Source organism: Nostoc sp. C117 (assembly GCF_043099735.1).
In the GTDB taxonomy this organism is placed as follows: domain Bacteria; phylum Cyanobacteriota; class Cyanobacteriia; order Cyanobacteriales; family Nostocaceae; genus Nostoc.
In genome coordinates this window covers 4,550,177-4,574,210 of record NZ_CP170991.1, presented here as the reverse complement: position 1 = coordinate 4,574,210, position 24,034 = coordinate 4,550,177, and the positions used below count along the sequence as shown (strand labels likewise).

The window sequence follows — 24,034 nt, the reverse complement described above, 5'->3', positions numbered from 1 at the left end:
CATTGGACACTGCTCATTGCTTTTCAAAAAAGACAAATGACTATTGACAAATGACATCAGCTATTGTTTTAATCATTGCTGCACTTTTAGATTACTTAATTGGCGATCCTTGGGGTTGGCCTCATCCTGTCCAATTTATGGGGTGGGTAATTTCTCGGCTGACGAAATTTTCTCTGCAATTGTGTCAAACTTCTCTCACACAACGCCTAGCCGGAATTTTACTAGGTATTATCCTAATAATTGGTAGTGGAGTTGTCGGTTTTTTGATCGTTCAAACTGCCAGATCGATTCATCCTGTATTGGGAATTGCTGTAGAAAGTATTCTTTTGGCTAGTTGTTTTGCTGGCAGAAGTTTGCGGACAGCAGCAGTAACTGTTTTACAATCTTTAGCAGTAGGAAATTTAGAAGAATCTCGTAAGATTTTAAGTAATTACGTTGGTCGAGATACACAAAACCTCTCAGAAGCAGAAATTTTGCGAGCGATTTTAGAAACAGTCACGGAAAATGCTACTGATGGGGTAATGGCTCCACTTTTTTATGCAATTATTGGCGTATTTGTCCCAGTTGTCGGGTCAATTCCCTTGGCTTTAGCATATAAAGCCAGCAGTACCCTTGATTCAATGGTGGGTTATCGGGAAGCACCTTATACTTATTTGGGATGGTTTAGCGCGCGATTGGAAGATTATTTAACTTGGCTACCTTGTCGGTTAACAGTTCTGACTTTGGCATTATTATCGGGAAACCCGATGCATGTTTGGCGAATTTGTCGTCGGGATGCAATTACCGATCCTAGTCCCAATTCTGGCTGGAGTGAGTGCGCCTATGCTGCGATTTTAGGTGTACAAATGGGGGGGACAAATTGGTATCGTGGGATAGCTAAACACAAGCCATTGTTAGGAGATGCCATTTATCCCATTACCCCAAATTCGATTCACAAAGCTTTGCAATTGACTCGATATTGTTTTTTATTATGGTTGGGAATAGCGATCGCTATATTCTTGCTCCCAAACAGGTAATGATAAATATAGGGCATTGGCCATTAGTTATTTCCCCTCAGCCCCTAAAGATAGATAGCTATGTCTGCAAAAGTAGTTGAAATCCTTTCATCAGAAGAAATTCGTCGTACATTGACTCGCCTTGCTTCTCAAATTGTGGAAAGGTCGCGTGATTTGTCCCAATTGGTGCTTCTCGGTATATATACTAGGGGTGCGTTATTGGCTGAATTGTTGGCGCGTCAGATTGAGATGCTGGAAGGTGTATCCGTTTCTGTCGGTGCTTTGGATATTACATTTTATCGAGATGATCTTGACAAAATTGGATTGCGGACTCCAACGAAAAGCGAAATTCCTTTTGACTTGACAGGGAAAACGGTTGTACTCGTGGATGATGTGATTTTCAAAGGACGGACGATTCGCGCTGCTTTGAATGCTGTAAATGAGTATGGAAGACCAGAGGTGATTCGTTTAGCTGTGTTGGTAGATAGGGGTCATCGTGAGTTACCAATTCATCCAGATTTTGTTGGGAAGAAGTTACCTACTGCTAAAGAAGAAATCGTCAAAGTTTACTTACAAGATTTTGATGGGCGAGATGCGGTGGAGTTGATGGGGGATTAGTCATTGGTCATTGGTCATTGGTCATTGGTCATTTGGAGGCAGAACTATAGCGCTTCTGGTTTAGGTTCCGAGTTCTGAACAGGAACGGCCGAGTTCTAAACAGGAACGTCCGAGTTCTGAACAGGAACGGCCGAGTTCTAAACAGGAACATCCGAGTTCTAAACAAGAACGACCGAGTTCTAAACAAGAACGACCGAGTTCTAAACAAGAACAACCGAGTTCTAAACAAGAACAACCGAGTTCTAAACAAGAACAACCGAGTTTCAAACAGGAACGACCGAGTTTTAAACAGGAACAGCCGAGTTTTAAACAGGAACTTCCGAGTTGTCCACTCAAAAACTTGGGTTCGATCGCCACACTAACAAAAAAACACGCCTAAATCACGAGTTATTTTGACCAGGTAAGGGTTTCATAGCGATCGCTAAGAAGAACTACACTGTAATGAAGGAGCAATTAGGTAGCGATCGCTCACAATAAACTGCGTGTTTAACTTTCTTCAGCCAATTGTCGAATTCTACAGCAACAACAAAGAGTTTATTAACAACCTGCTCTCAGGTGCATTTCCGGCGATTGTGTGTTATTTCGGGTGGTTTATCTGGGCACACCGCCAGCGACGCATTCCAGAGAAAACTTTTGCTTTTGAGGTGATTACACCCAAGAGTCAAGACCTGATGCGGCGAATTTTGGGGGGTAATGATAACGATCCTTTGGCTGATAGAAACATAGTTTACCAACAACGTGTAGCAAATCGTCACATCCGCAAGGAGCTACAGCGGCAGCTAGAAGAACATCGCTGGGTATTGATTTTAGGACGCACGGGATTAGGGAAAACGCGAGAAGCAGCGGAGTTAGCAAAGCATCTCAACCAAGAAGGCTGGACGGTGCTTTACCTCAAATTAGGAGAATGGCTAGATATTCCGGCGGCTATGCCAAGGGAGATAGGGACAAACCGCAAATTGCTGTTTTTCTTTGACGATTTGAATCAGAAAATGTATGCCAGTGGCCACGAAATATCCCCAGAAGCCGAGAAAAGTCTCGCAGAACGGTTTCGAGTTGCGTTGCAAGAAAGGCTGTTGCAAGCTTTGAATAAGTATGAGGAGTTATGCGAACCGACAGAAATCCGCGTCATCGCCACTGCACGCAATGAAAGACACTCTGAAGATCCGGGAAAACCCAGCCCTTGGGAAAAACTGCAATGGGATAAATATTCCAAGCTGTGGAACCGATTTCAAACCTATGAATTGCCGCAACCGGAAGATGATGCCATCATTGCGATGTTAGCAGCAACGGTTTCTGAGACTCAAATCAAAGCTGAAGCAGAGCAATATCCGGAATTAGCTAGGTGCAATGATAGTACTTTTAGAAACGTCGTCGAGAATCTCCACCGTCTGCAAAATGAAAGCTTGCCTTTGACTGTAAACAATTACCGCCACACCCTCAAAGACACTTGGGAAAGACGTTACAAGAAGGCAGTAGAAAAGTACTCTGTGAGCCGCGACATTTATGATGCCGTGGACTTGCTGCAACAATTCGACCTTCCTGTTTATCGCTTGACAGTGGAGGCAACTGCACGGATGTTAGCGGCGGGGAATTTCTGGTGGCGACTTTGGTATTATTGGCAAATACGCAGAGCTATCAATTATCTGATTTCAGCTGAACGCATCCTAGAACCCCGTGATGGGCAAATTGAGGCCAAGGGAAAGCAAGTAGAAGCAGAGGAATTCATATTGCCCTTTACTCGGTTAATTTTGCGGCTAGCAGAGAAACACCAAAAAATTCAAATTTCGCTGCTAAAGTTTGGTTGGAATCTGAACAATTTAAAACGCTATCAAGAGGCGTTACGTTGCTTAAACAAAACTCTAACTCTAACTTCCGTCTGGTTTGCCGACTATAAGCCAGATGATTTAAAAAAACATAATCAAGGGATCGCCTTCATCTGGTATTTTAAAGGCAATGTGTTAGAGAATTTGGGAAGATTAGAAGAAGCGATCGCTGCTTACGACCAAGCCATATCGATCAATCCTGAATATCACGAAGTTTGCTACAACCGAGGTCTTGCACTTATTTCTTTGGGAAGATTAGAACAAGCCATCGCATCCTTTGACCAAGCCGTCTCCATCAAACCCGACTACTACGAAGCTTGGAACAATCGGGGCGCTGCTCTATGTAGTTTGGGAAGATTAAATGAAGCGATCACATCCTTCGATCAAGGCTTAACCATCAAGCGTGAAGATCCCGATGGTTGGTACAACCGAGGTATTGCACTACGAAACTTGGGAAGATTAGAAGAGGAAATCGCATCCTACGACCAAACTCTCAAAATCAAAGCTGATGACTACAAAGCTTGGAATAATCGGGGTTATGCGCTATTTAGTTTGGGAAAATTAAAGGAAGCGATCGCATCATTCGACCAAGTTCTCAAATATACACCTGACGATCACGAAGTTTGGAATAATCGGGGTTGTGCATTATTTAGTTTGGGAAGATTAAATGAAGCGATCGCATCATTCGACCAAGCTCTCAAATTCAAACTCAACTTCCATCAAGCTTGGTATGGTAAGGCTCGGTGCTATGGTTTACTAAGAAATATCGATTTGGCAATAGAGAATTTGCAACAAGCTATCAATCTAAATCCTGAATGGCAAGAGATAGCAAAAACTGATACTGATTTTGACAACATTCGAGAAGATCAACGGTTTCAAGATTTGATTAGTTATTAGTTATGGGGCATTGGGCATTGGCATGGGAAAACTCTTCTTTAGTTACTAGGGCGTGTTTTCAAACCTCTCCTTAAGCACCTTAGTCTTTGGAGATCCCCCCAACCCCCCTTAGAAAGGGGGGCTTTTAGAGTTTCTTTTCCCCCCTTTTTAAGCTAAGGTGTATACACAAGTTTGTTTTCTTCCCCTTGTATCCAGAACTACCCCCCTTAATCCCCCCTTAGAAAGAGGGGAAAAAGAAATCTACTTCCCTCCCCTTTATAAGGGGAGGGTTAGGGTGGGGTAATTCGACAAACTGCTTGTGATTCGATAACTTGTGTATACACTGTAGCCTTTTTAAGGGGGGTTAGGGGGGATCTTCGAGTTGGAAAACAGTCCCCACTCCCCTCATTTCCTCAGCTTTACCTTATGCAGCAATTCGTCCTTAATCCGGTTAAGAATAGAAGTCTCATCAAGATTTGTCAAAATCCGATTAATCACCGCTTTTGGCCCATCAGGCCCCCAAGTCGCCCCATTAGCTAAATAAACCTTGGTAACTTGTCCAATACCGTAAGAAGAAACACCAGCCACGCCGCCTTGAGTAAGCGCTACCGATATATAAGGCGCAAGAGCAATACCACCCGTAGCTGTTGCAGATATCCCCAGTAAAGTCTTCAATCCACTCAAGCCCAAATTTGCCAACAGTTCACTAGCACCAATACCACCCATACTCAGGGCAATTTTTTGTAATAATTGTACGGCTCCGGCTTCCGTCATCGAGAAACCATAGAGCTTAGATAAACCTAAAATTAAAGCGATATCAATGATTACACTACTAAGAATATCTACCACAGTTACGGGATTAAGAGCGATCGCCACTGCTTTAGTCATCACAGCTTTCCAAATCAACTGATTGGCGTTCACCTCCCGAATCATCAGTTTTCGCTCAATTAATTGCTGATTTACAGTGTCAGCATAAAGCATGGTGTTGAGAGCCACCAAAGCTTTACCTTCGCGGTGGAGAATCTCCAAAATTTTCAGCTTCAGTTCATCCACTTGGGCATTACCTGGACGCAACTGTATGCCCCGACTGCCATCAGGGCGAAAAACTGCCGTTTTCACCAATGGCGATGCTGCTGACATGACGATTTCTAAAGGCGTGAGTAATTCTCGTACCCTTTCATCGCGGATTTTATGATAAATTGTCAGGCGATCGGCTTCTGGATATTGGTCTACTTTGTTAAATACCAGAATTATCGGTTTACCTGCTTCCCGCAATTGAGAAAGGGCAACATGTTCTAGCTTCGTCATGTCGCCAGAGATGACAAACAGAATCAAATCCGCTTGTTTGGCAATCTGTTCGGCTAATGCCGCACGCGTTGCACCATCGACTTCATCTAAGCCAGGAGTATCAATTAATTCCACCTGGGATTGACCGGTGCCGGGGAGAGTGACTCGTAGAGTCCGTTGAGTTTCCCCAATTGGTTCTTCGCTAATACTCCAATTGACTCTTTGTGCTGCACGGGTAACACCATGCAGTGGTCCAGTTTCAAATACTGTTTGTCCCACCAAGGCATTGAGTAGCGAAGATTTACCACGTCCCACCATGCCAAAAGCCGCAATCTGTACTACCATGCGGTCTAATTTGCCCAGCATGATTTCCAAATCAGTAATTTCCTCCTCCAATCCGGCTTTTTCTTGGGGACTGAGGTCAAGATTAGTCACCAAATTTCGCAGCGCCGTTTGTGCTTGTTTATAATTCAGTTCGCTTTGAATATCTTCAAAACTGAAAATGGCACTATCTAGTTCTTCCTCCCAACTGGGTGAGTTGCTGTGATGAGGTTCGGGTAATGTGGAAGTCATAATTTAGATTCTCGGTTAACCTCGCTATTCGATCCTAGTTATTTTTACAGGGAATGGGGAGTGGGGGGATGAGGGAGACAAGGGGACAAGGGAGACAAGGGAGATAAGGGAGACAAGGGAGACAAGGGAGACAAGGAGATAAACAAAACTCCTAACTCAGCACTCAAAACTTCTGAAGCCAAGTTTAAGAAATCGAGGTCTGTTTTGGTGAAGTGTTAACTTAGCTAATTAGTTGCCCAAATGGGCACAAATTATGAAAACTTTTCAATTTTGTCTTGGTGCGCGTAAACAAAATAAGGTAGCCCGTTTTGCGGCATCTGTTGTGGCAGCATCTTTGGCGATGGCTGCGCCAACGTCTTTGACGAACGCTGCGCCAATGTCTGTGACAAACGCAGGTAGTATTAATTATGCCAGTGCTACTCCCATAAAAATAACTACTGCCAAAGAAATCACTTCGGCGTCAGTCCAACTGAGTCAGAGCAAACTAAATATTGCCCAGTTACAAACTAATAAGACTCAATATCAAGCTGCTGGAATCGATCCTTTTGTCCTGGTTCCCATCCTAGTTGTTGGCGGTTTCATCATTTTTGTCCCCCTGTTCTTTGGGGGACTGGTGGTGATTGGGGAACGGGAAGTTGGCATTGTGGTGAGAAAATTTACCCTTTCCGGGCGCGGACTCCCCGCTGGACGGTTGATTGCCCTCAATGGTGAGGCTGGTTTACAAGCAGATACTCTAGCGCCTGGTTGGCATTGGGGCTATTGGCCTTGGCAATACTCAGTTCGTAAAGAGTCGGTAGTAGTTGTTCCCCAAGGTGAAATCGCTTTAATTGTCGCCGCAGATGGCGAATCCAACCCACCAGAACGCATCTTGGGGAAAATTGTCAGTTGTGACAATTACCAAGATGCCCGAAAATTCCTCACCCAAGGCGGCGAAAAAGGTCGGCAAATGGGTTTTCTCACTGCTGGTACTTACCGGATTAACACCGCCCTGTTTAAAGTCATCATGGCAGCAAATGCCAGCACTCACGGCATGACTCCAGAACAGTTACGGGTATACAGCTTGGCATCTGATAAAGTTGGCATTGTCACTACTTTAGATGGTGTCCCCATTTCCGCTGGTGAACTCGCAGGACCGATAATTGAGGGACATGACAACTTCCAAAATGGTCAAAAATTTATTAATGGCGGTGGACGGCGAGGCTTACAAGAGCAAATTCTCCTTTCCGGTTCTTGGAACTTAAATCCTTGGTTTGTTCAGGTTGAACAAGTGCCGATGACGGAAATTCCTATTGGCTATGTCGGTGTGGTAATTTCTTTTGTGGGTAAGGCACATCAAGATGTCAGCGGTGCAGCTTTCACACACGGTAATTTGGTGAATCAGGGACACAAAGGCGTATGGGTCGAACCGTTGTATCCTGGTAAACATCCGATTAATTCTCGGATTATGAAAATTGAACTGGTGCCAACAACCAACATTGTCTTAAATTGGTCAGGTCGCACCGAACGCCACAGCTATGATGCTAAACTGGCTTCTCTAACTGTGCGATCGCGTGATGGATTCGCCTTTGATTTGGAAGTCGCCCAAATCATCCACGTGGGTGCTTTGGATGCACCGAAGGTAATTTCCCGCGTTGGGGCAATGCAAAATCTGGTAGACCATGTATTAGAACCAACCATCGGTAATTATTTCCGCAACTCCGCCCAAGACTATACAGTACTAGACTTTCTCACCGCTCGGAGTGAGCGACAATCTGAGGCTGCTGAGTATATTAAAACAGCATTGCGGGCTTATGATGTGCAAGCGATCGATACCCTCATTGGCGATATTCAGCCTCCGGCGTCCTTAATGCAGACACAGACAGACCGGAAAATTGCCGAAGAAGAACGCAAGACTTATGAAGTCCAGCAGATGGCACAAACCCAACGCCAGCAACTTGTTCGGGAAACAGCCCTGGCTAATATCCAGCAAGAAATGGTGAAATCAGAGCAAAGTGTGCATATAGCCGACTTGAAAGCCCAAGCCCAAATCAAAGAAGCGACAGGTGAAGCTGAAGGGACAAAACTCCGGGCAATTGCGGAGGCGGAAGGTATTCGGGTCACAGGTAACGCCAAAGCCGAAACCTACCGCGCTGGTGTGGACGCTTTGGGTTCCCAAGCTTATACAGCAATGCAACTAATGCAGATTATAGGCGATCGCCATGTCCGCTTAATTCCCGATGTCTTAGTTGGCAGTAACGGCGGTAATAACGGTTTAGTAGATGGTCTATTATCCTTAATTTTATGGAATCAAACTGGTCACAATGGTGAAGTGAAACCAACGCCTTTGCATCCACAACCGATAGTTACCCAAGGCCAACCAACCGCAGAAAATGCTATTCCGCCTATAGTTGTGAATTTTCCAGTGGATAAGCAACATTAGTTTAGAACAGAGCCGAGGCACAAACACCCAGAGGCTCAGATTCCCGACTTCTTGAAGAAGTCGGGGATTTTTTTGTTCGTAACTCATTTAGGATTGCTATAGGAATCATATTTGATTTCTGAAAAATCTAAGTATTTGTAGGGTGTGTTAGGCGTAAGCCGTAACGCACCATTCTTAAGGCTTTGGTGCGTTACGCTGTCGCTAACGCACCCTACGTATCTTTTCAAAAATCAAATAGTAGTCCTATATATCGGAATTAATATCTAAATCAATTGCTGTGTAATTTACTTCATTGGAGGAATTAAATGAGCCGATCGCCATTGTTAGATCCAAATCGCTCTTATACTTTTAGCAATTACTTTGAATTAGGGTTTGCAGTTGATGATTTAGTAGCTGAATTTGGTTATTCATTCGAGCGTAAATTTCTGGAATTCCCACAATATTCAGGCACATTGGACAGACTTGCCGAGCTAAAACAACGGCTTGAAAATTTTGAGAATACGATCGCACTGTTATAAAACACAATCATATTACAAAACTTTATGTCTATAGATTTACGAGCATTTTTTCAAGCTAGTGACCCCAGTCGAACCCTGTTCGTCAACAATCCATCGGATGTGAAATACTACATTGACTTTTCTTCCGTGCGAGGCGGAGATATTATTGCCAAACTGAAGCAAAAAATTACTTTTTTTAAGCCAAATGAGCCTACCTGCACCCTATTTACTGGGCATATTGGCTGTGGTAAATCGACGGAACTACTGAGGCTACAGGGGGAACTGGAAAAATCAGGCTTTCACGTGGTCTATTTTGAGTCTAGCGAAGACTTGGAAATGACTGATGTCGATATCGCTGATGTGTTGTTAGCGATCGCTCGGCGGGTGAGTCAAAGTCTGGATAAAATTACACTGGAGCCACCCAACAAATTTAATGAATTGCTCCAAGGTGCTTGGAAAGTCTTAAACTCCGAGGTGACGGGAGTAAAAGTTAAGGTTCCGGTAGTTGGTGATGTCAGCGTATCCGCAGAAAAAGAAAAGCTTTCTCTGTCTGTAGGGATTGGTGAAATCACAACGAAGATGAAAAATGACCCAACCCTGCGAGAAAAACTCAATCAGTATTTAGCACCGCAAAAAACTAAGCTGCTAGAAGCGATTAATCAAGAATTATTGGAACCAGCGATCGCTAAACTCAAACAGCAAGGTAAAAATGGTCTAGTGGTAATTGTCGATAATCTCGACCGTATCGATAATCGTGCCAAACCTTGGGGTCGTCCACAGCAAGAATATTTATTTGTCGATCAAGGTGAGTTTTTGACCAAGCTTAATTGTCATCTACTTTACACCATGCCCTTGTCTTTGAAGTTTTCCAATGATTACGGAATGCTCACCCAGCGTTTCCCAGAAGATCCCAAAGTGTTACCGATGGTGCCAGTACAAAAGACTGATGGTAGTGTTCATGTAGAGGGAATGGCACTTATGCAGCAGATGATACTAGCAAGAGCTTTTCCTGACTTGACACCAGAAGAGCGTTTAAATAAAGTTACCGCGATTTTTGATAGTGCTGCTAGCTTAGAGCGGTTATGTAAAATGAGCGGTGGTCATGTGCGGGATGTACTGAGGCTGCTGAATACCTGGATTATGGAAGAAATGAGTCTTCCCCTAAGCCGTGAAACCTTAGAGCAAGTTATTCGTTCTCGGCGGAATGAAATCATGTTACCGATTTCTGATGAAGAGTGGCAATTATTACGTCATGTCAAGGAAAGGAAAAAGGTGAGTGATGACCACGGATATCAAAAATTGATCCGCAGTCGCTTTGTCTTTGAATACCGCGATGGGGGCGAATCTTGGTTTGATGTTAATCCAATTTTGGCTGAGGCGAGGGAATTGCAATGAGGAATTAGGTAGTCGAATTACCCCCCTTAATCCCCCCTTGGAAAGGGGGGAGACCGGAAATCTAGTTCTTTTGGAAAGGGGGGAAAAAGGGTAACACCGAAAATCAAGTTCCCTCCCCTTTACAAGGGGAGGGTTAGGGTGGGGTAAAACCCAGATTCGTAATTTCAGAACAGGAGGAAATATGAAAACAATCCCAGAGTTAAAGATTCGTATTCAAGAACTTAGTAAACAAGCTGTTCAATTTAGTAGAAAAGCATCTGAAGTGTGTTTAAGTGACCGTCAGCAAGCCAAGTATTTTAGACAACAAGCAAGAGAAGCTAGCAAACGTTGTCAAGTATTGATACAGGAGGTAAAACGCCAGTAAGTTTAATTTTGTAGTCTTTAATCCTGCCTCCATAAGCTTATGACAGACTCCCAACCACCAGAAAATGACCATATAAAGAGCGATGTCTACGACGAGCTAAGCCTACGCTCTCTGCAACAATTAGCTTGGGCGATCGAATCCTCTGTGGGACAGTTTAAGCTGATATTGGCACGGTGTAATTATGGTAGCTTGCGCGATCGCCTCATCCAAAAATTACGTCAAATCTCTCAAGTCGAAATTCGTGTCTTGGCGGTGCAGCAATCTCACAGGACTCTTTATACTGCCATTCAGGAAGAATTCGGCGAAGAAATACCAGCCTGTGTGATGGTTGTCGGCTTGGAATCAGTGCAGAATTTATCTGTGATATTAACTTCTGCAAATCAGGTGCGGGAAGAGTTTCGCAAGAATTTTGCTTTTCCCTTAGTGTTGTGGATTGACGATGAAATCTACAAACAACTAATACAGCTTGCGCCAGATTTGGAAAGTTGGGCAACTACGAGAAACTTTGAGATATCAACCCAACAATTAGTAGATTTTATTATCGAAACGGCTAATCAATGGTTTAGTAATAACTTAAAATTTAGCGCCGATATATATATTAATCTACAAAATGAATTAGAAGCAGCGCAAAGATATTTGCTCAACAAACCAGATGTTGAGCGTTTAGAAATTCAAGCTAATTTAGAATCTTTATTAGGTTTTGTTAAACAGATAAATAATCAAAAAGATTCGGCGCTACAGCATTATCACAAAGCTTTAGAGCTATGGCAACAAACTAATAATTTAGAACGACAGACTAAAATCCTCGGTGAAATTGGCTTTTGTTATTATCTCAAGGCTTTTAAACATCAAGATATCAATCATCCAGATTGGAATAACACTCGACACTATCTTCAAGAATATATCAATTCCATTGGGGAGAACAAACGACTAATCGCAAATTCTCTCTTTAAGATTGGTGTTATTTTACGTGATTTACAAGAATGGGAACATTTAAAAAGTCTTGCTGAACAAGCATTAGAAATACATCGGGCTGATAATCAATTAATAGAACTAGCAAAGGATTACGGTTTTTTATCTGAGGTAGCTTTAGCTGAACAATCTTGGTTAGAAGCCAATCAATTTGCACAGCAAGCTATAAAGATTGTAGAGGGACACAGCACCACACTCCTCATATCAAATGATTTTAGCTTGTATAGGTTTCTTTTAGCCCGTTCTCAATATTATTTAGGTTCTTATCAAGAGGCAATTCGTAACTTAGAAACTGCAAAAGATATCGGCAATCCCCAGATAGATTTAAAGCTTTATCTCAACATTCTCAGTCATTTGCAAAAGCTTTACTTTGAGCAGAAAAAATATCTAAAAGCATACAACATCAAACAGCAACAGCGTTCTATTGAGCAGCAATTTGGCTTACGGGCTTTTATTGGTGCAGGTAGATTAAAAGCTACAAAACAGGCATTTGCTCTGACATTGCGCTCAAACTCTCCCCAAGGAAATATTGCCCCAGAAATTGCTGCATCTGGTCGCCTATTGGATGTAGAACGTTTAATTGAACGCATGGGACGCCCTGATTATAAGCTGATAGTAATTCATGGGCAATCGGGTGTCGGTAAAAGTTCTTTAGTGAATGCGGGATTGGTGCCAGCTTTAAAGAATAAAGCGATCGGTATTCAAGATTATTTGCCGGTGGTAATGCGGGTTTATACTAACTGGGTGGAAGAGTTGGGGCGGGTGTTGGGGAGAGATGAGGGAGATGTAGCTTTAGCTTCCCGCAGGGTGGAGGATGCTACGGTGTACACACAAGTTATTGAATTACCCCACCCTAACCCTCCCCTTGGAAAGGGGAGGGAACTAGATTTTCTTGTTTCCCCCCTTTCTAAGGGGGGATTAAGGGGGGTAAAACCCGGATCTCAAAGTAACTCCGATTTGTGTGTACGCGGTAGGGTGGAGGATGAGGGAGATGAGGGAGAATTAGAAGGTCAACGTTCAGCCTCAGAAGCTCAACTTTCAGCCTCAGAAGCTCAACGTTCAGCCTCAGAAGGTCAACTTTCAGCCTCAGAAGGTCAACGTTCAGCCTCAGAAGCTCAACTTTCAGCCTCAGAAGGTCAACGTTCAGCCTCAGAAGCTCAACGTTCAGCCTCAGAAGGTCAACTTTCAGCCTCAGAAGCTCAACGTTCAGCCTCAGAAGGTCAACTTTCAGCCTCAGAAGGTCAACTTTCAGCCTCAGAAGGTCAACGTTCAGCCTCAGAAGGTCAACGTTCAGCCTCAGAAGGTCAACGTTCAGCCTCAGAACTCGGAACTACGCAATATTTGATATCCAGGCTTAAAGAAAACGAACAGCGCAACCTCCGCACGGTGTTAGTTTTCGATCAATTTGAGGAATTTTTCTTTGTTTACACCGAACCAGCCCAAAGGAAGCAATTCTTTGAGTTTCTGGGAGAGTGTCTGAATGTTCTATCGGTGAAAGTTATCTTATCGCTGCGTGTAGATTACATCCATTACTTGCTAGAGTGCAATGATTTGCCCAGCCTTAAGATTATTGGCAACGACATTCTCAGTAATAATGTGCTTTACAAGTTGGGTAATTTCTCACCTGTTGATGCCAAGTTAATTATTCAGCGTTTAACAGAGAATGCTGATTTCCACTTGGAACCGGCTTTAGTCGATCGAATGGTGGAAGATTTAGCCGTAGAATTGGGTGAAGTGCGTCCCATTGAGTTGCAGGTTATGGGGGCGCAACTGCAAACGGAGAATATTACAACTCTGGCAGAATATCGGCAACGCGGTACTAAAGACGAATTGGTTAAGCGTTATTTAAATGAAGTTGTTAATGATTGTGGTGAAGAAAATCAGCAAGCAGCCGATATATTACTGTATTTGCTGACCGATGACAAAGGAACTCGCCCTCTGAAGACTCGCGCTGAGTTGGAACGCGATTTGATGCCGTATTTCTCGGAGATCCCCCCAACCCCCCTTAAGAAGGGGGGCTTAATTTCTTTAACTCCCTTAAAAAGGGGGTCAACCCAGGCGGGGGGATCGGAAGCTAGCGGGGAACAAGCTTCTGAAATCAGCAAATTAGATTTAGTGTTAGAAATTTTTGTCCAATCCGGCTTAGTGGTTTTGCTACCAGAAAACCCCGCCGACCGTTATCAACTAGTACATGACTACATCGCCGCTTTTATCCGCCAGCAACAAGAACCGAAGTTAAAGCAGGTGATGGCGGAACTGCAAAAAGAACGAGAACAAAGAAAACAAAGTGACGAAAAACTTAATCGTGTTCTCAAACGCGCTCTTTTTGGTTCCCTAACCGCAGGTTTAGGATTTGCTGTTTTAGCTGCGGCAACATTCCAGTGGGCAGTAGAGGCAAATGTTAGTCAAATTAACGCCATCAATAATTCTTCAGAAGCCTTTGCTGTCTCTGGACAATATCCAGATGCTTTAATAACAGCGTTAAGGGCAAGTAGCAAACTCAAGCATACACTTTGGGCACAGCACGAAAGCAATACTCTAATGCACGCTGTGGCAACTTTACAGCAAGCGGTTTATTTAAAGCCGAAGGAGAAGAAAGAAAACCGTGCCATAGAGGTAAATACCTTAGAATGGCATAGCAGTACAGTCTATGGCGTAGTCTTCAGCCCCGATGGCAAGACACTGGCTTCTGGCAGTTTAGACAAGACGATCAAACTCTGGGATGTCAGCACAGGCAAAGCCATGAAAACCCTGACTGGGCATAGCAGTTCGGTCTCTAGCGTAGTCTTCAGCCCCGATGGCAAGACACTGGCTTCTGGCAGTGGTGACAGCACGATCAAACTCTGGGATGTCAGCACAGGCAAAGCCATGAAAACCCTGACTGGGCATAGCAGTAGGGTCATTAGCGTAGTCTTCAGCCCCGATGGCAAGACACTGGCTTCTGGCAGTTTAGACAAGACGATCAAACTCTGGGATGTCAGCACAGGCAAAGCCATGAAAACCCTGACTGGGCATAGCAGTAGGGTCATTAGCGTAGTCTTCAGCCCCGATGGCAAGACACTGGCTTCTGGCAGTTTAGACAAGACGATCAAACTCTGGGATGTCAGCACAGGCAAAGCCATGAAAACCCTGACTGGGCATAGCAGTACGGTCTATAGCGTAGTCTTCAGCCCCGATGGCAAGACACTGGCTTCTGGCAGTGAAGACAAGACGATCAAACTCTGGGATGTCAGCACAGGCAAAGCCATGAAAACCCTGACTGGGCATAGCAGTTGGGTCTATAGCGTAGTCTTCAGCCCCGATGGCAAGACACTGGCTTCTGGCAGTTTAGACAAGACGATCAAACTCTGGGATGTCAGCACAGGCAAAGCCATGAAAACCCTGACTGGGCATAGCAGTTGGGTCTATAGCGTAGTCTTCAGCCCTGATGGCAAGACACTGGCTTCTGGCAGTTTAGACAAGACGATCAAACTCTGGGATGTCAGCACAGGCAAAGCCATGAAAACCCTGACTGGGCATAGCAGTACAGTCTATAGCGTAGTCTTCAGCCCCGATGGCAAGACACTGGCTTCTGGCAGTTTAGACAACACGATCAAACTCTGGGATGTCAGCACAGGCAAAGCCATGAAAACCCTGACTGGGCATAGCAGTACAGTCTATAGCGTAGTCTTCAGCCCCGATGGCAAGACACTGGCTTCTGGCAGTGGTGACAAGACGATCAAACTCTGGGATGTCAGCACAGGCAAAGCCATGAAAACCCTGACTGGGCATAGCAGTTGGGTCTATAGCGTAGTCTTCAGCCCCGATGGCAAGACACTGGCTTCTGGCAGTGATGACAACACGATCAAACTCTGGGATGTCAGCACAGGCAAAGCCATGAAAACCCTGACTGGGCATAGCAGTACAGTCTATAGCGTAGTCTTCAGCCCCGATGGCAAGACACTGGCTTCTGGCAGTGATGACAACACGATCAAACTCTGGGATGTCAGCACAGGCAAAGCCATGAAAACCCTGACTGGGCATAGCAGTACAGTCTATAGCGTAGTCTTCAGCCCCGATGGCAAGACACTGGCTTCTGGCAGTGATGACAAGACGATCAAACTCTGGGATGTCAGCACAGGCAAAGCCATGAAAACCCTGACTGGGCATAGCAGTACAGTCTATAGCGTAGTCTTCAGCCCCGATGGCAAGACACTGGCTTCTGGCAGTGATGACAACACGATCAAACTCTGGGATGTCAGCACAGGCAAAGCCATGAAAACCCTGACTGGGCATAGCAGTACAGTCTATAGCGTAGTCTTCAGCCCCGATGGCAAGACACTGGCTTCTGGCAGTGGTGACAAGACCGCGATTTTATGGGACTTGGATTTCGAGAATTTATTACTCAGTGGTTGCAACTTGCTGAATAATTATATGGTTGCCCATCCAGAAGTGTTAGAAGAGTTGCAATCATGCCAAACTCCATCTCAGTTAGCGCAAGGGGCAACAGTGTTAGTCATCCAAGGTGAGAAGTTAGCGCGAAACGATGATATTAGTGGCGCTGTGGAAAAGTTTAACAAAGCACAGCAGTGGAATAATAAATTAAAGTTTGATTCCCAGGCGAGGGCAAGAGAGTTGGCGAATCAAGCTAAGGTTGAACGCTCAGTTGATGAAGGGAACAGCCGCTTACAAGAGAAAAAGTTTAAGGAAGCACTAGCAGCTTATACCGTAGCCCTCAAGCTCGATCCCAAAGCCGAAATTCCGAATGATTCTTGGAATACAATCTGCTGGGACGGGAGCCTACAAAAACAAGCCGCCGATGTTTTACCAGCCTGTGAAAAAGCCGTTACCCTTGCACCTCAAGATGGCAACATTCGTGACAGTCGTGGTTTGGCTAGGGCGCTGACAGGCAACTATCAAGGGGCAATTGAGGACTTTGAAGCATACATCGCCCAAACTCAAGATAAAGATAGTAAAGCACAACGGCAGCGCTGGGTGAAAGATTTACAGGCGGGGAAGAATCCGTTTACAGAAATAGAGCTTAAAAAGCTACAGAATTAGGGAATTAGGAGTTAGGAGTGCTGTTAGCGGATAGCTAAGAGGATGTTTGAAAAGTCATGATTGATGCATGAAATATTCTTTTACCCCACCCTAACCCTCCCCTTTACAAGGGGAGGGAACTAGATTTTTCTTTTTCCCCCCTTATAAAGGGGGGAGACCGGAAATGCAGTTCCCTTCCCTTAGAAAGGGGAAGGTTAGGGTGGGGTAAAACTTATAATAGTATTTTCACGCTGATGAATCAGAGGCGACTGTGACCACTACACTACACTGGCAAGAAAGAGTTGGTAATCAAAGAGATTGGGTTTGGCGGGGTTGGCAAACTCGCTATACTTACATTCGCCCTCGCCAAAATCACCAGAAAACACAACCTCTAATTCTTTTACATGGCTTTGGCGCTTCCATTGGTCATTGGCGACATAATTTAGAAGTGTTGGCTGAACATCACACAGTTTACGCCATAGATATGCTCGGTTTTGGCGCTTCGGAAAAAGCCGCAGCAAATTACAGCATCGAACTTTGGGTAGAGCAAGTTTACGATTTTTGGCAAACCTTTATCCGCGAACCAGCAATATTAATTGGCAATTCCAACGGTTCGCTGATTTCCATGGCCGCCGCCGCCGCCCATCCCGACATGGTGCAGGGTATGGTGATGATGAGTTTACCCGACCCTTCACTAGAACAAGAAGCAATTCCCCCTGCGCTGCGACCATTGGTCACGGGAATTAAAAATATTGTCGCTTCGCCGTTGATTCTCAAACCTTTATTTAACTTCGTCCGCCGTCCAGGAGTGCTGCGCCGCTGGGCTAGTATTGCCTACGCTAACCCAGAAGCCATTACCGATGAACTGATAGAAATTTTAGCAGGCCCTCCCCAAGACCGAGGTTCAGCGAGGGCTTTTAGTGCTTTATTTAAAGCCGCGATCGGAATTAACTTTAGTCCCAGTGTCAAGAAAGTATTACCAACCTTAACAATACCCATGCTCTTAATTTGGGGACAAAAAGATCGGTTTGTTCCCCCAGCCCTAGCCAGGCAATTTGCTCAATACAACAAGAAATTGGAAGTGCTGAATTTAGAAGACGTGGGTCATTGTCCCCATGATGAATGTCCAGAACAAGTCAACCAAGCTATTTTAGATTGGATTGAAAGAGTCGTTAGCAGTTAAGAGTTAGGAATTCTTCCCTTGCTGCCCCGGTTACTGAATCTCGACTCACTTCGATGCCGCTGAGTGCAAGTCGCTCGATTTGAGCATTGTCGAAATGAGCCCAAACCAAATGAGCCGAAATGAGTCGAAGTATGTTCCCTTCTTCTCCCTAGCCAACCGTAGCTTGAGAGGTGTCAACATCTGTAGTACCATTCACATTACGGGCTACCGAAATCATTTGATTGAGAATTTCTTGGCTGGGAACTTTACCTTTCAACACGACAGTGCTACCCGTTTGAGCAACCCAAAGGGTATCAACATCATCGAGTTGGTCGTCTTGATCGAATGCCAACGCTACTCGCTTAGCTAAACCACTCTGGTCATATTCTCCGCTTAATCCTACACGTTCTGCTGGTATTGATTGCGTATCAGTAGCCGCAATGTCAGCATTAACAGCTTGCGGAACCGCCTGAGGAGTAGGATTTACTTCGGCATTTTCAGGTTTTTCCATTCCAAATAGTCTTTGTAACCAACCCATAAATGCTTTCCTCCTATTAGAAACCTATTAAATCAGAGTATAAATACTTTACAAAAATACCGCATCTACCAATAAAAAGATATACATTGAATCAGAATCATGCTTAGAGAATAATTTTTGGACAATTTTTCTCTAAAGATGCAATGAGTGCAGCCATTAAGTTTAAAATAAAAAATCGCACTGAAAATTTTAGTGCGGCAGTATGTCTAGCGTAGTCGTTAGCTAGTGTCTGCGTTACTCAAATCCTGCTTGAGCCTCTGTTGGCGAAGATGAAACATACTCTTTCAGTTCTCGTAGAAGATGAAGCGGGGGTTCTATCCCGCATTGCTAGTTTGTTTGCACGTCGTGGTTTTAATATTGAAAGCCTTGCTGTTGGTCCGGCTGAACAGGGAGGAATCTCCCGAATTACGATGGTTGTACCTGGTGACGATCGCGTGATCGAGCAACTCACCAAGCAATTATACAAGTTAGTCAACGTGCTGAAGGTACAGGATATCACCGAAACTCCTTGCGTAGAGCGAGAATTGATGCTATTGAAGGTGAATGCTAGTAGCAGCAATCGCTCAGAAGTGATCGAACTGTCTCAGATTTTCCGGGCGCGAGTCGTAGACGTGGCTGAAGATTCTCTGACCTTAGAAGTTGTGGGAGATCCAGGTAAAATGGTAGCGATCGTCCAGGTCTTACAAAAATTTGGATTAAAAGAAATCGCCCGCACTGGCAAAATTGCCCTAACTCGTGAATCGGGTGTGAATACCGAATTACTCAAATCTTTGGAAGTAAAGGTTTAATTGAGAGTTTAAGAGCAATCCAGAATGCAATTAGCGAAAAGTCAGAGCGCCAGAAATCGGCGCTCTGAACTTTTGTAAATTTATCGAACAGAATTCAGGAGTCAGGAGTCAGGAGTCAGAATTCAGCATGAATTCTGACCGAAAAAGCAGATAGCGCAGCGGTAGCGAGTCATCTCTCAAGGGGAGACCATGCCGCGCAACGAGCGTCTTGATTCTGACTCCTGAATTCTTCTTCAATTAGTCGGCAGAGAAACTTCCCAAATTCCTTGATTTCCACCGTATTCCAGAACATAAATTTTATTACCGATAATCTCACTATCAACCGGATTGCTAAAACCTTCGACAATCCGCCTAGCCTGAAGTTGATAGTTGGTATTTCCTACTTTAGTCAACTTCAAATCTAATAAATCTTGGCTAGCATCCTTAAAAGGACCTGGTAAAGTTTCCCCAGTAGGATCGCCAGGTGTCCAACTTAATACGAATCCATCTCCCTTAAATTCTGGACTCATTACTCCTTGTGTATCAAAAACCAAACCTAAAGGAGAACGGTGTGTTGTAAAAGTACTTATTGTTTTCCCAATAACACTGGCGTCTATGACTTGGCCATTTTGAGGGTCGCGGTAATTGTCTGCGTCTGGTCCAATATTAGTAATTGGTTCATCTAAGCTGCTATTAGGCTTAGCAGGAAAGGTTGGATCGTTATAATAGTAACCCTTTTGGACTGCGTTAAACATGGGATTTAACAACTTGTCATTGGCAGGATTATAGTTTGGGAATTGTTGTGGATTATCTGTGCCACCTATACGCCAGGGAAAGCCATAATTATGACCTAGACGTAGCCAATTTAATTCTTCTGACATATCGCGATCGGGACCATTTTCTGCACCAAACAAATCCCCATTGGGTGCAAAAGCCATATCAAAAGTATTGCGTGTTCCTTCTGCAAAAATATAGCCAGAGGTTTTTAAAGTCGCCCGATTGTTAGCAAGAAATAGATTTTGGCCATTAGTAGGAAGACGGAGTATACACGCGGTTAATCCTACCTCACGAGTATTAGGATATAGACCACCATTAGACTGAATCTCACCATGATCGGTACGAGAACCGCTATTCACATAGATAAATTTACCATCTGGGCTAACAACCACACCGTTGAAGCGATGGTCATAGGCTGTTTTGCTTTTGGGATATTCTGCACTTTTAGCTAAAACAGACCAGATGCGTTGTCCTGTAGCTGAGTTAATTACGCCTTTAACAATAATTCCTTTGGTCTGGTCATTCACAAGGTTAGCATTGCCAACTAAATAAATTGTACCATTACGATCAATGGCCATTCCTTGAGTTTCACTTACCTTATGATTACTAGAGTTGTAGACAAGTGTACTTGTAGATAAGGCTAAATTAACTTGATAAATGTCACCATTTTGTTTGAGATAATAAAGGGTATTGTTTCGTGGATCTTTTGCAATCCGAACAGAAGGAGAAACTGCTACCGTATTCATAATATTGCGAATGTGAATATCAGCACGCAAAGCTTTAGGTGCAGCATTTACTAAAGTAGTACTATGATTTAATACAACTATTGTAAATAGCAGTATTTTTGCAAATGAAAAGCAGCGATTCAGAGCAAATTTATCAATAAATCTGCCTTTTTCTTGGTTGAATGATTTAGTAGTATTCATTGTTTTCTGAATAAATAGAGTCAGGTAGTTTTGTTGCTAAATATTCTTGGGTGAGCAAAATTTTGAAGAATTACAGCGTGAAATCAGTAACAGATCAATGAGTTGTAAAGAGTCCCTAATCAGGTAATAAAGGACACATTGAAAGATGCCCCTAGTTAATATTTTCAAACTACTGATTTAGCCCTTCTGATATCAGTAATTATTGAAGTTATAGCGGTTTTCGGTGAGCGTGAAGTACAATTTTGACCTCTCACCTTTTAGGCGAGAGGCTTTGAATTGTTCCCCCTTCCCGCCTTCGGTAAGAGGGGGTTAGGGGGTTAGGTCTATTTGCATACCTGTACCTCACCAGATTGAAAATGTCTATAACAACGTTCTTATCCGAAAGTGACTTCTAGCTGATAAGAAGCAGAAGTGCTGTCACTCTGTCCAGAAAAAGTTCCGCCATCTTCAGGGAAGAAAGCATATTTGCTGACTGAAATTGAATATGTACCTGCACTTAGTGAAGTAGTGATTAATGACCCAAAATCAACACCATTATCATCATTAGTTTGCAGTAAAGTTCCAGCATTGTTAAACAAACCAAGAACTGTATCTCCAGATGTCGCGGCACTGATAGTGACATTTCCTGCACTTGCTAAAGAAAATTTAAAAAAGTCGAAATCGGGATTATCTCCCGGTTGAACTGTTACTAATTGACCTGAGAGATTAACATCTGAGTCTGATGATAAAGAACCTAATCCTTCAGCAGTCGCTAGTGTATTGTTTGTAGCTTGTCCACCATTTTCTCGCTCATAAAAAAGGAAGTCATCACTATCAAGTCTGAGATTGGTTCTCCCTAGGACAACACCTACGATCTCATCTTGTTCTGTTCCCGGTTTGTCTAACAATATTCGTGTGTTAGTTCCAACAGTTTGCAAAATGTAGTCCTTTGGGGCTCCTTTGAGTTCAATTCGATCTTGGCTAGAGTCTAAGTCAGTAATAGTAGCCAAGTCTCCAAAACCGGGATTCGTAGTGTTGCTATCGTCGTAGAAAACATTTACAGCGTCCCCTAAGATAAATCTATCTGCCCCAGTCCCGCCAGTAAAGTTATCACTTTCCCCTAATCCAGGTGGGAGGGGACTACCAGGGAAAGTACCAATTAGGATATCGTTTCCAGACCCTCCATTGAGGATGTCATTGCCTCCTCCGCCCTGTAGACTATCATTCCCGTCCTCACCATTGAGGATATCATTGCCAGAACTACCATCTAGCGTGTCATTACCGGCTCTCCCATTGAGAGTGTTGTCAACAGTACTACCAAAGATGAAGTTGTTAAGACTATTACCTGTCCCATTGATGGCGGTAGTTGTGGTAAACCTGAGGTTTTCTATATTAGCACCGAGTGTATAGCTGACAGAAGATCGGACGCTATCTGTGCCTGAATTAGCAGCTTCACTAATGATGTCAGCAGTAGTGTCCACAATGTAAGTGTCGTTCCCTGCTCCACCAATCAAGGTGTCAGTACCCGAACCGCCATTAAGTGTGTCATCGCCAATGCCACCGCTTAGACTATCATTGCCATTATTACCGGATAATCGGTTATTTTGGTTGTCACCAACAATGATGTCATTTGCATTTGTGCCGATAACATTATCAAAATTGACTACAGTAAATGGCAATGTTCCCAAACCAGGAACGTTATTAGCAGCCAAACTTTGGGTTTGCAGGTTAACGGTGATAAATACTCCGGCTAAAGATTGGGATGCATCTATGGTGTTGTTGGCAACACTAGCATTAGCAATAATTTTTTCTACTTTAAAAAGCTTGTCCTGCCCGAATCCCCCAGCTTTGGTAATGGTTCCAACACCTGACAAGGTAATGCTTTGACCTAGTTGACTGTAATCTGCGGTATCAACGCCATCTCCACCATCAATGCTGTCGTTACCCTGACTACCTTTGAAGATGTCAGTGCCTGCACCACCAATTAGAGTGTCGTTTCCTGTGCCACCATCAAGTGTGTCATTACCATCTCCACCGCTTAGACTGTCGTTTTCGGTTCCACCTGCAAGAGAATCGTTACCAGCAAAACCATTCAAAATATCGTTACCGGAGTCACTATTGGCATCACCACCACTTGCCCAACCAACTATCGTGTCATTTGCCGAAGTCCCATTTTTCGTGTCAGCGCCTGTAGTGCCAAAAATCAATCCCATATTATCTCTCTTGAATTTTTCACTAATACGTAACTTCAGCCTGAGTCAAACAACTATTCATCAGTTCAATGTAGATTACTGACCATTTGGGTAATCCTAGTTAGATATAGCGTTTCCCAGTTTATTGAGGTACATCTGAAAACCTCACCCCCAACCTTAGTAAGGAGAGGGGAGATAAAGCACAGCTCGATCGGGGTGAGGTTAAGGTATACCTCAGTAGACTAAGAAAAGCTGTAATATTAATTATTTGGTTAAAAACTTCTAACCAAATAAATATCCAACTACTTATTGTCGGTTAGCCCGAATACCCCGCTTATAGTTGCGGAGGATCGAGATGCATACCCTACAAAATTAGGTAATTTATTTCCTAAAAATACCTTAACTGATTACTCAAATAGTAAATAATTTAGGTCAAATATTTTAGTTATTTTCCCCACTTTTTGAACCTAGCTGTAATTACTTAATTACCATGAGTTCAAGGCTAGGTAAACTTCTTTATCAAATCTTTAAAATCTCAATAAATACTATTGATAATACATTGAATTACACTGGTAAATTTTAATTAAATATTTTTTAAAATCTACTGATTTACTTGGTTAACATTGCCAGCTTTTTTAGCTTAATTGGGTATTATCGTTAACTTAGATTTCAATTTTTGATTTTGTTCTCAAAAATATTTTTTTTTAATCACAAAAAAATATTTTTATATTAATGAAATATTTTTTAAATAGATAAGTTAAACTAATAAGTCCATTCAAATAAATTTTGCGCTTAATAACACTTAAGCTTTACATAAAATTTATATACTTCCTTTAAGCGCTATTAAATGCAATA

At 43.4% G+C, this 24,034-nt stretch carries 15 protein-coding genes; 10 read left to right on the top strand and 5 right to left on the bottom strand.

Features of this window, described 5'->3' with window-relative positions:
* The first annotated feature begins 50 nt into the window (after positions 1-50).
* Together cbiB and pyrR are read left to right on the top strand one after the other, a co-directional pair.
* Entirely contained in the window at positions 51-1,016 is a 966-nt protein-coding gene (gene cbiB, locus ACFG4S_RS19820; protein ID WP_392530745.1) for an adenosylcobinamide-phosphate synthase CbiB, read from the top strand.
* Positions 1,017-1,076: 60 nt separating this feature from the next.
* Positions 1,077-1,613: a bifunctional pyr operon transcriptional regulator/uracil phosphoribosyltransferase PyrR gene (gene pyrR, locus ACFG4S_RS19815; RefSeq protein WP_392530744.1), complete on the top strand. Its 537-nt coding sequence runs from the start codon at positions 1,077-1,079 to the stop codon at positions 1,611-1,613.
* 60 nt (positions 1,614-1,673) lie between these two features.
* On the opposite strand, the gene ACFG4S_RS19810 is transcribed toward pyrR, so the two are convergent.
* Positions 1,674-1,970, bottom strand: coding sequence for a hypothetical protein (locus tag ACFG4S_RS19810; RefSeq protein WP_392530743.1), 297 nt, complete (start codon positions 1,968-1,970; stop codon positions 1,674-1,676).
* 125 nt (positions 1,971-2,095) lie between these two features.
* Between ACFG4S_RS19810 and ACFG4S_RS19805 the strand changes: the two genes are divergently transcribed.
* Positions 2,096-4,333 (top strand): tetratricopeptide repeat protein, encoded by a 2,238-nt coding sequence (locus ACFG4S_RS19805; RefSeq protein WP_392530742.1) that lies wholly within the window; start codon positions 2,096-2,098, stop codon positions 4,331-4,333.
* A gap of 384 nt (positions 4,334-4,717) precedes the next feature.
* Here ACFG4S_RS19805 and ACFG4S_RS19800 read toward each other — a convergent pair whose 3' ends face one another.
* Positions 4,718-6,172, bottom strand: coding sequence for a GTP-binding protein (locus ACFG4S_RS19800; protein WP_392530741.1), 1,455 nt, complete (start codon positions 6,170-6,172; stop codon positions 4,718-4,720).
* A gap of 253 nt (positions 6,173-6,425) precedes the next feature.
* On the opposite strand from ACFG4S_RS19800, the gene ACFG4S_RS19795 reads away from it, so the two are divergent.
* From ACFG4S_RS19795 to ACFG4S_RS19770, 6 genes are all read left to right on the top strand, one after another.
* Positions 6,426-8,591: an SPFH domain-containing protein gene (locus ACFG4S_RS19795; protein WP_392530740.1), complete on the top strand. Its 2,166-nt coding sequence runs from the start codon at positions 6,426-6,428 to the stop codon at positions 8,589-8,591.
* A gap of 305 nt (positions 8,592-8,896) precedes the next feature.
* Positions 8,897-9,109 (top strand): hypothetical protein, encoded by a 213-nt coding sequence (locus tag ACFG4S_RS19790; protein ID WP_392530739.1) that lies wholly within the window; start codon positions 8,897-8,899, stop codon positions 9,107-9,109.
* Between the two features lie 24 nt (positions 9,110-9,133).
* Entirely contained in the window at positions 9,134-10,483 is a 1,350-nt protein-coding gene (locus ACFG4S_RS19785) for a P-loop NTPase fold protein (RefSeq protein WP_392530738.1), read from the top strand.
* Between the two features lie 181 nt (positions 10,484-10,664).
* On the top strand, positions 10,665-10,847 hold the full coding sequence (locus ACFG4S_RS19780; protein ID WP_392530737.1) for a hypothetical protein: 183 nt from the start codon (positions 10,665-10,667) through the stop codon (positions 10,845-10,847).
* A 39-nt stretch (positions 10,848-10,886) separates the two neighbouring features.
* Positions 10,887-16,859: a ribosome assembly protein 4 gene (locus tag ACFG4S_RS19775; protein WP_392530736.1), complete on the top strand. Its 5,973-nt coding sequence runs from the start codon at positions 10,887-10,889 to the stop codon at positions 16,857-16,859.
* 250 nt (positions 16,860-17,109) lie between these two features.
* On the top strand, positions 17,110-18,021 hold the full coding sequence (locus tag ACFG4S_RS19770; RefSeq protein WP_392530735.1) for an alpha/beta fold hydrolase: 912 nt from the start codon (positions 17,110-17,112) through the stop codon (positions 18,019-18,021).
* 148 nt (positions 18,022-18,169) lie between these two features.
* Here the strand turns inward: ACFG4S_RS19770 and ACFG4S_RS19765 are convergent, their stop codons facing one another.
* Positions 18,170-18,538, bottom strand: coding sequence for a phospholipid-binding protein (locus ACFG4S_RS19765; protein WP_392530734.1), 369 nt, complete (start codon positions 18,536-18,538; stop codon positions 18,170-18,172).
* A 269-nt stretch (positions 18,539-18,807) separates the two neighbouring features.
* Here ACFG4S_RS19765 and ilvN point away from each other — a divergent pair, with 269 nt between their 5' ends.
* The gene (gene ilvN, locus ACFG4S_RS19760) at positions 18,808-19,326 is read left to right on the top strand and encodes an acetolactate synthase small subunit (RefSeq protein WP_392530733.1); all 519 of its coding nucleotides are present in this window, start codon (positions 18,808-18,810) and stop codon (positions 19,324-19,326) included.
* A gap of 233 nt (positions 19,327-19,559) precedes the next feature.
* Here ilvN and ACFG4S_RS19755 read toward each other — a convergent pair whose 3' ends face one another.
* Together ACFG4S_RS19755 and ACFG4S_RS19750 are read right to left on the bottom strand one after the other, a co-directional pair.
* Positions 19,560-21,008 (bottom strand): PQQ-dependent sugar dehydrogenase, encoded by a 1,449-nt coding sequence (locus ACFG4S_RS19755; protein ID WP_392530732.1) that lies wholly within the window; start codon positions 21,006-21,008, stop codon positions 19,560-19,562.
* Between the two features lie 374 nt (positions 21,009-21,382).
* Positions 21,383-23,200, bottom strand: coding sequence for a hypothetical protein (locus ACFG4S_RS19750; protein ID WP_392530731.1), 1,818 nt, complete (start codon positions 23,198-23,200; stop codon positions 21,383-21,385).
* Positions 23,201-24,034: the final 834 nt, after the last annotated feature.

Coding starts and splice junctions, on each gene's coding strand:
- ACFG4S_RS19775 (WP_392530736.1), top strand. CDS start 10,887: ATGACAGACTCCCAACCACCAGAAAATGACCATATAAAGAGCGATGTC.
- ACFG4S_RS19795 (WP_392530740.1), top strand. CDS start 6,426: ATGAAAACTTTTCAATTTTGTCTTGGTGCGCGTAAACAAAATAAGGTA.
- ACFG4S_RS19765 (WP_392530734.1), bottom strand. CDS start 18,538: ATGGGTTGGTTACAAAGACTATTTGGAATGGAAAAACCTGAAAATGCC.
- ACFG4S_RS19790 (WP_392530739.1), top strand. CDS start 8,897: ATGAGCCGATCGCCATTGTTAGATCCAAATCGCTCTTATACTTTTAGC.
- ACFG4S_RS19800 (WP_392530741.1), bottom strand. CDS start 6,172: ATGACTTCCACATTACCCGAACCTCATCACAGCAACTCACCCAGTTGG.
- cbiB (WP_392530745.1), top strand. CDS start 51: ATGACATCAGCTATTGTTTTAATCATTGCTGCACTTTTAGATTACTTA.
- ACFG4S_RS19750 (WP_392530731.1), bottom strand. CDS start 23,200: ATGGGATTGATTTTTGGCACTACAGGCGCTGACACGAAAAATGGGACT.
- ilvN (WP_392530733.1), top strand. CDS start 18,808: ATGAAACATACTCTTTCAGTTCTCGTAGAAGATGAAGCGGGGGTTCTA.
- ACFG4S_RS19780 (WP_392530737.1), top strand. CDS start 10,665: ATGAAAACAATCCCAGAGTTAAAGATTCGTATTCAAGAACTTAGTAAA.
- ACFG4S_RS19785 (WP_392530738.1), top strand. CDS start 9,134: ATGTCTATAGATTTACGAGCATTTTTTCAAGCTAGTGACCCCAGTCGA.
- pyrR (WP_392530744.1), top strand. CDS start 1,077: ATGTCTGCAAAAGTAGTTGAAATCCTTTCATCAGAAGAAATTCGTCGT.
- ACFG4S_RS19755 (WP_392530732.1), bottom strand. CDS start 21,008: ATGAATACTACTAAATCATTCAACCAAGAAAAAGGCAGATTTATTGAT.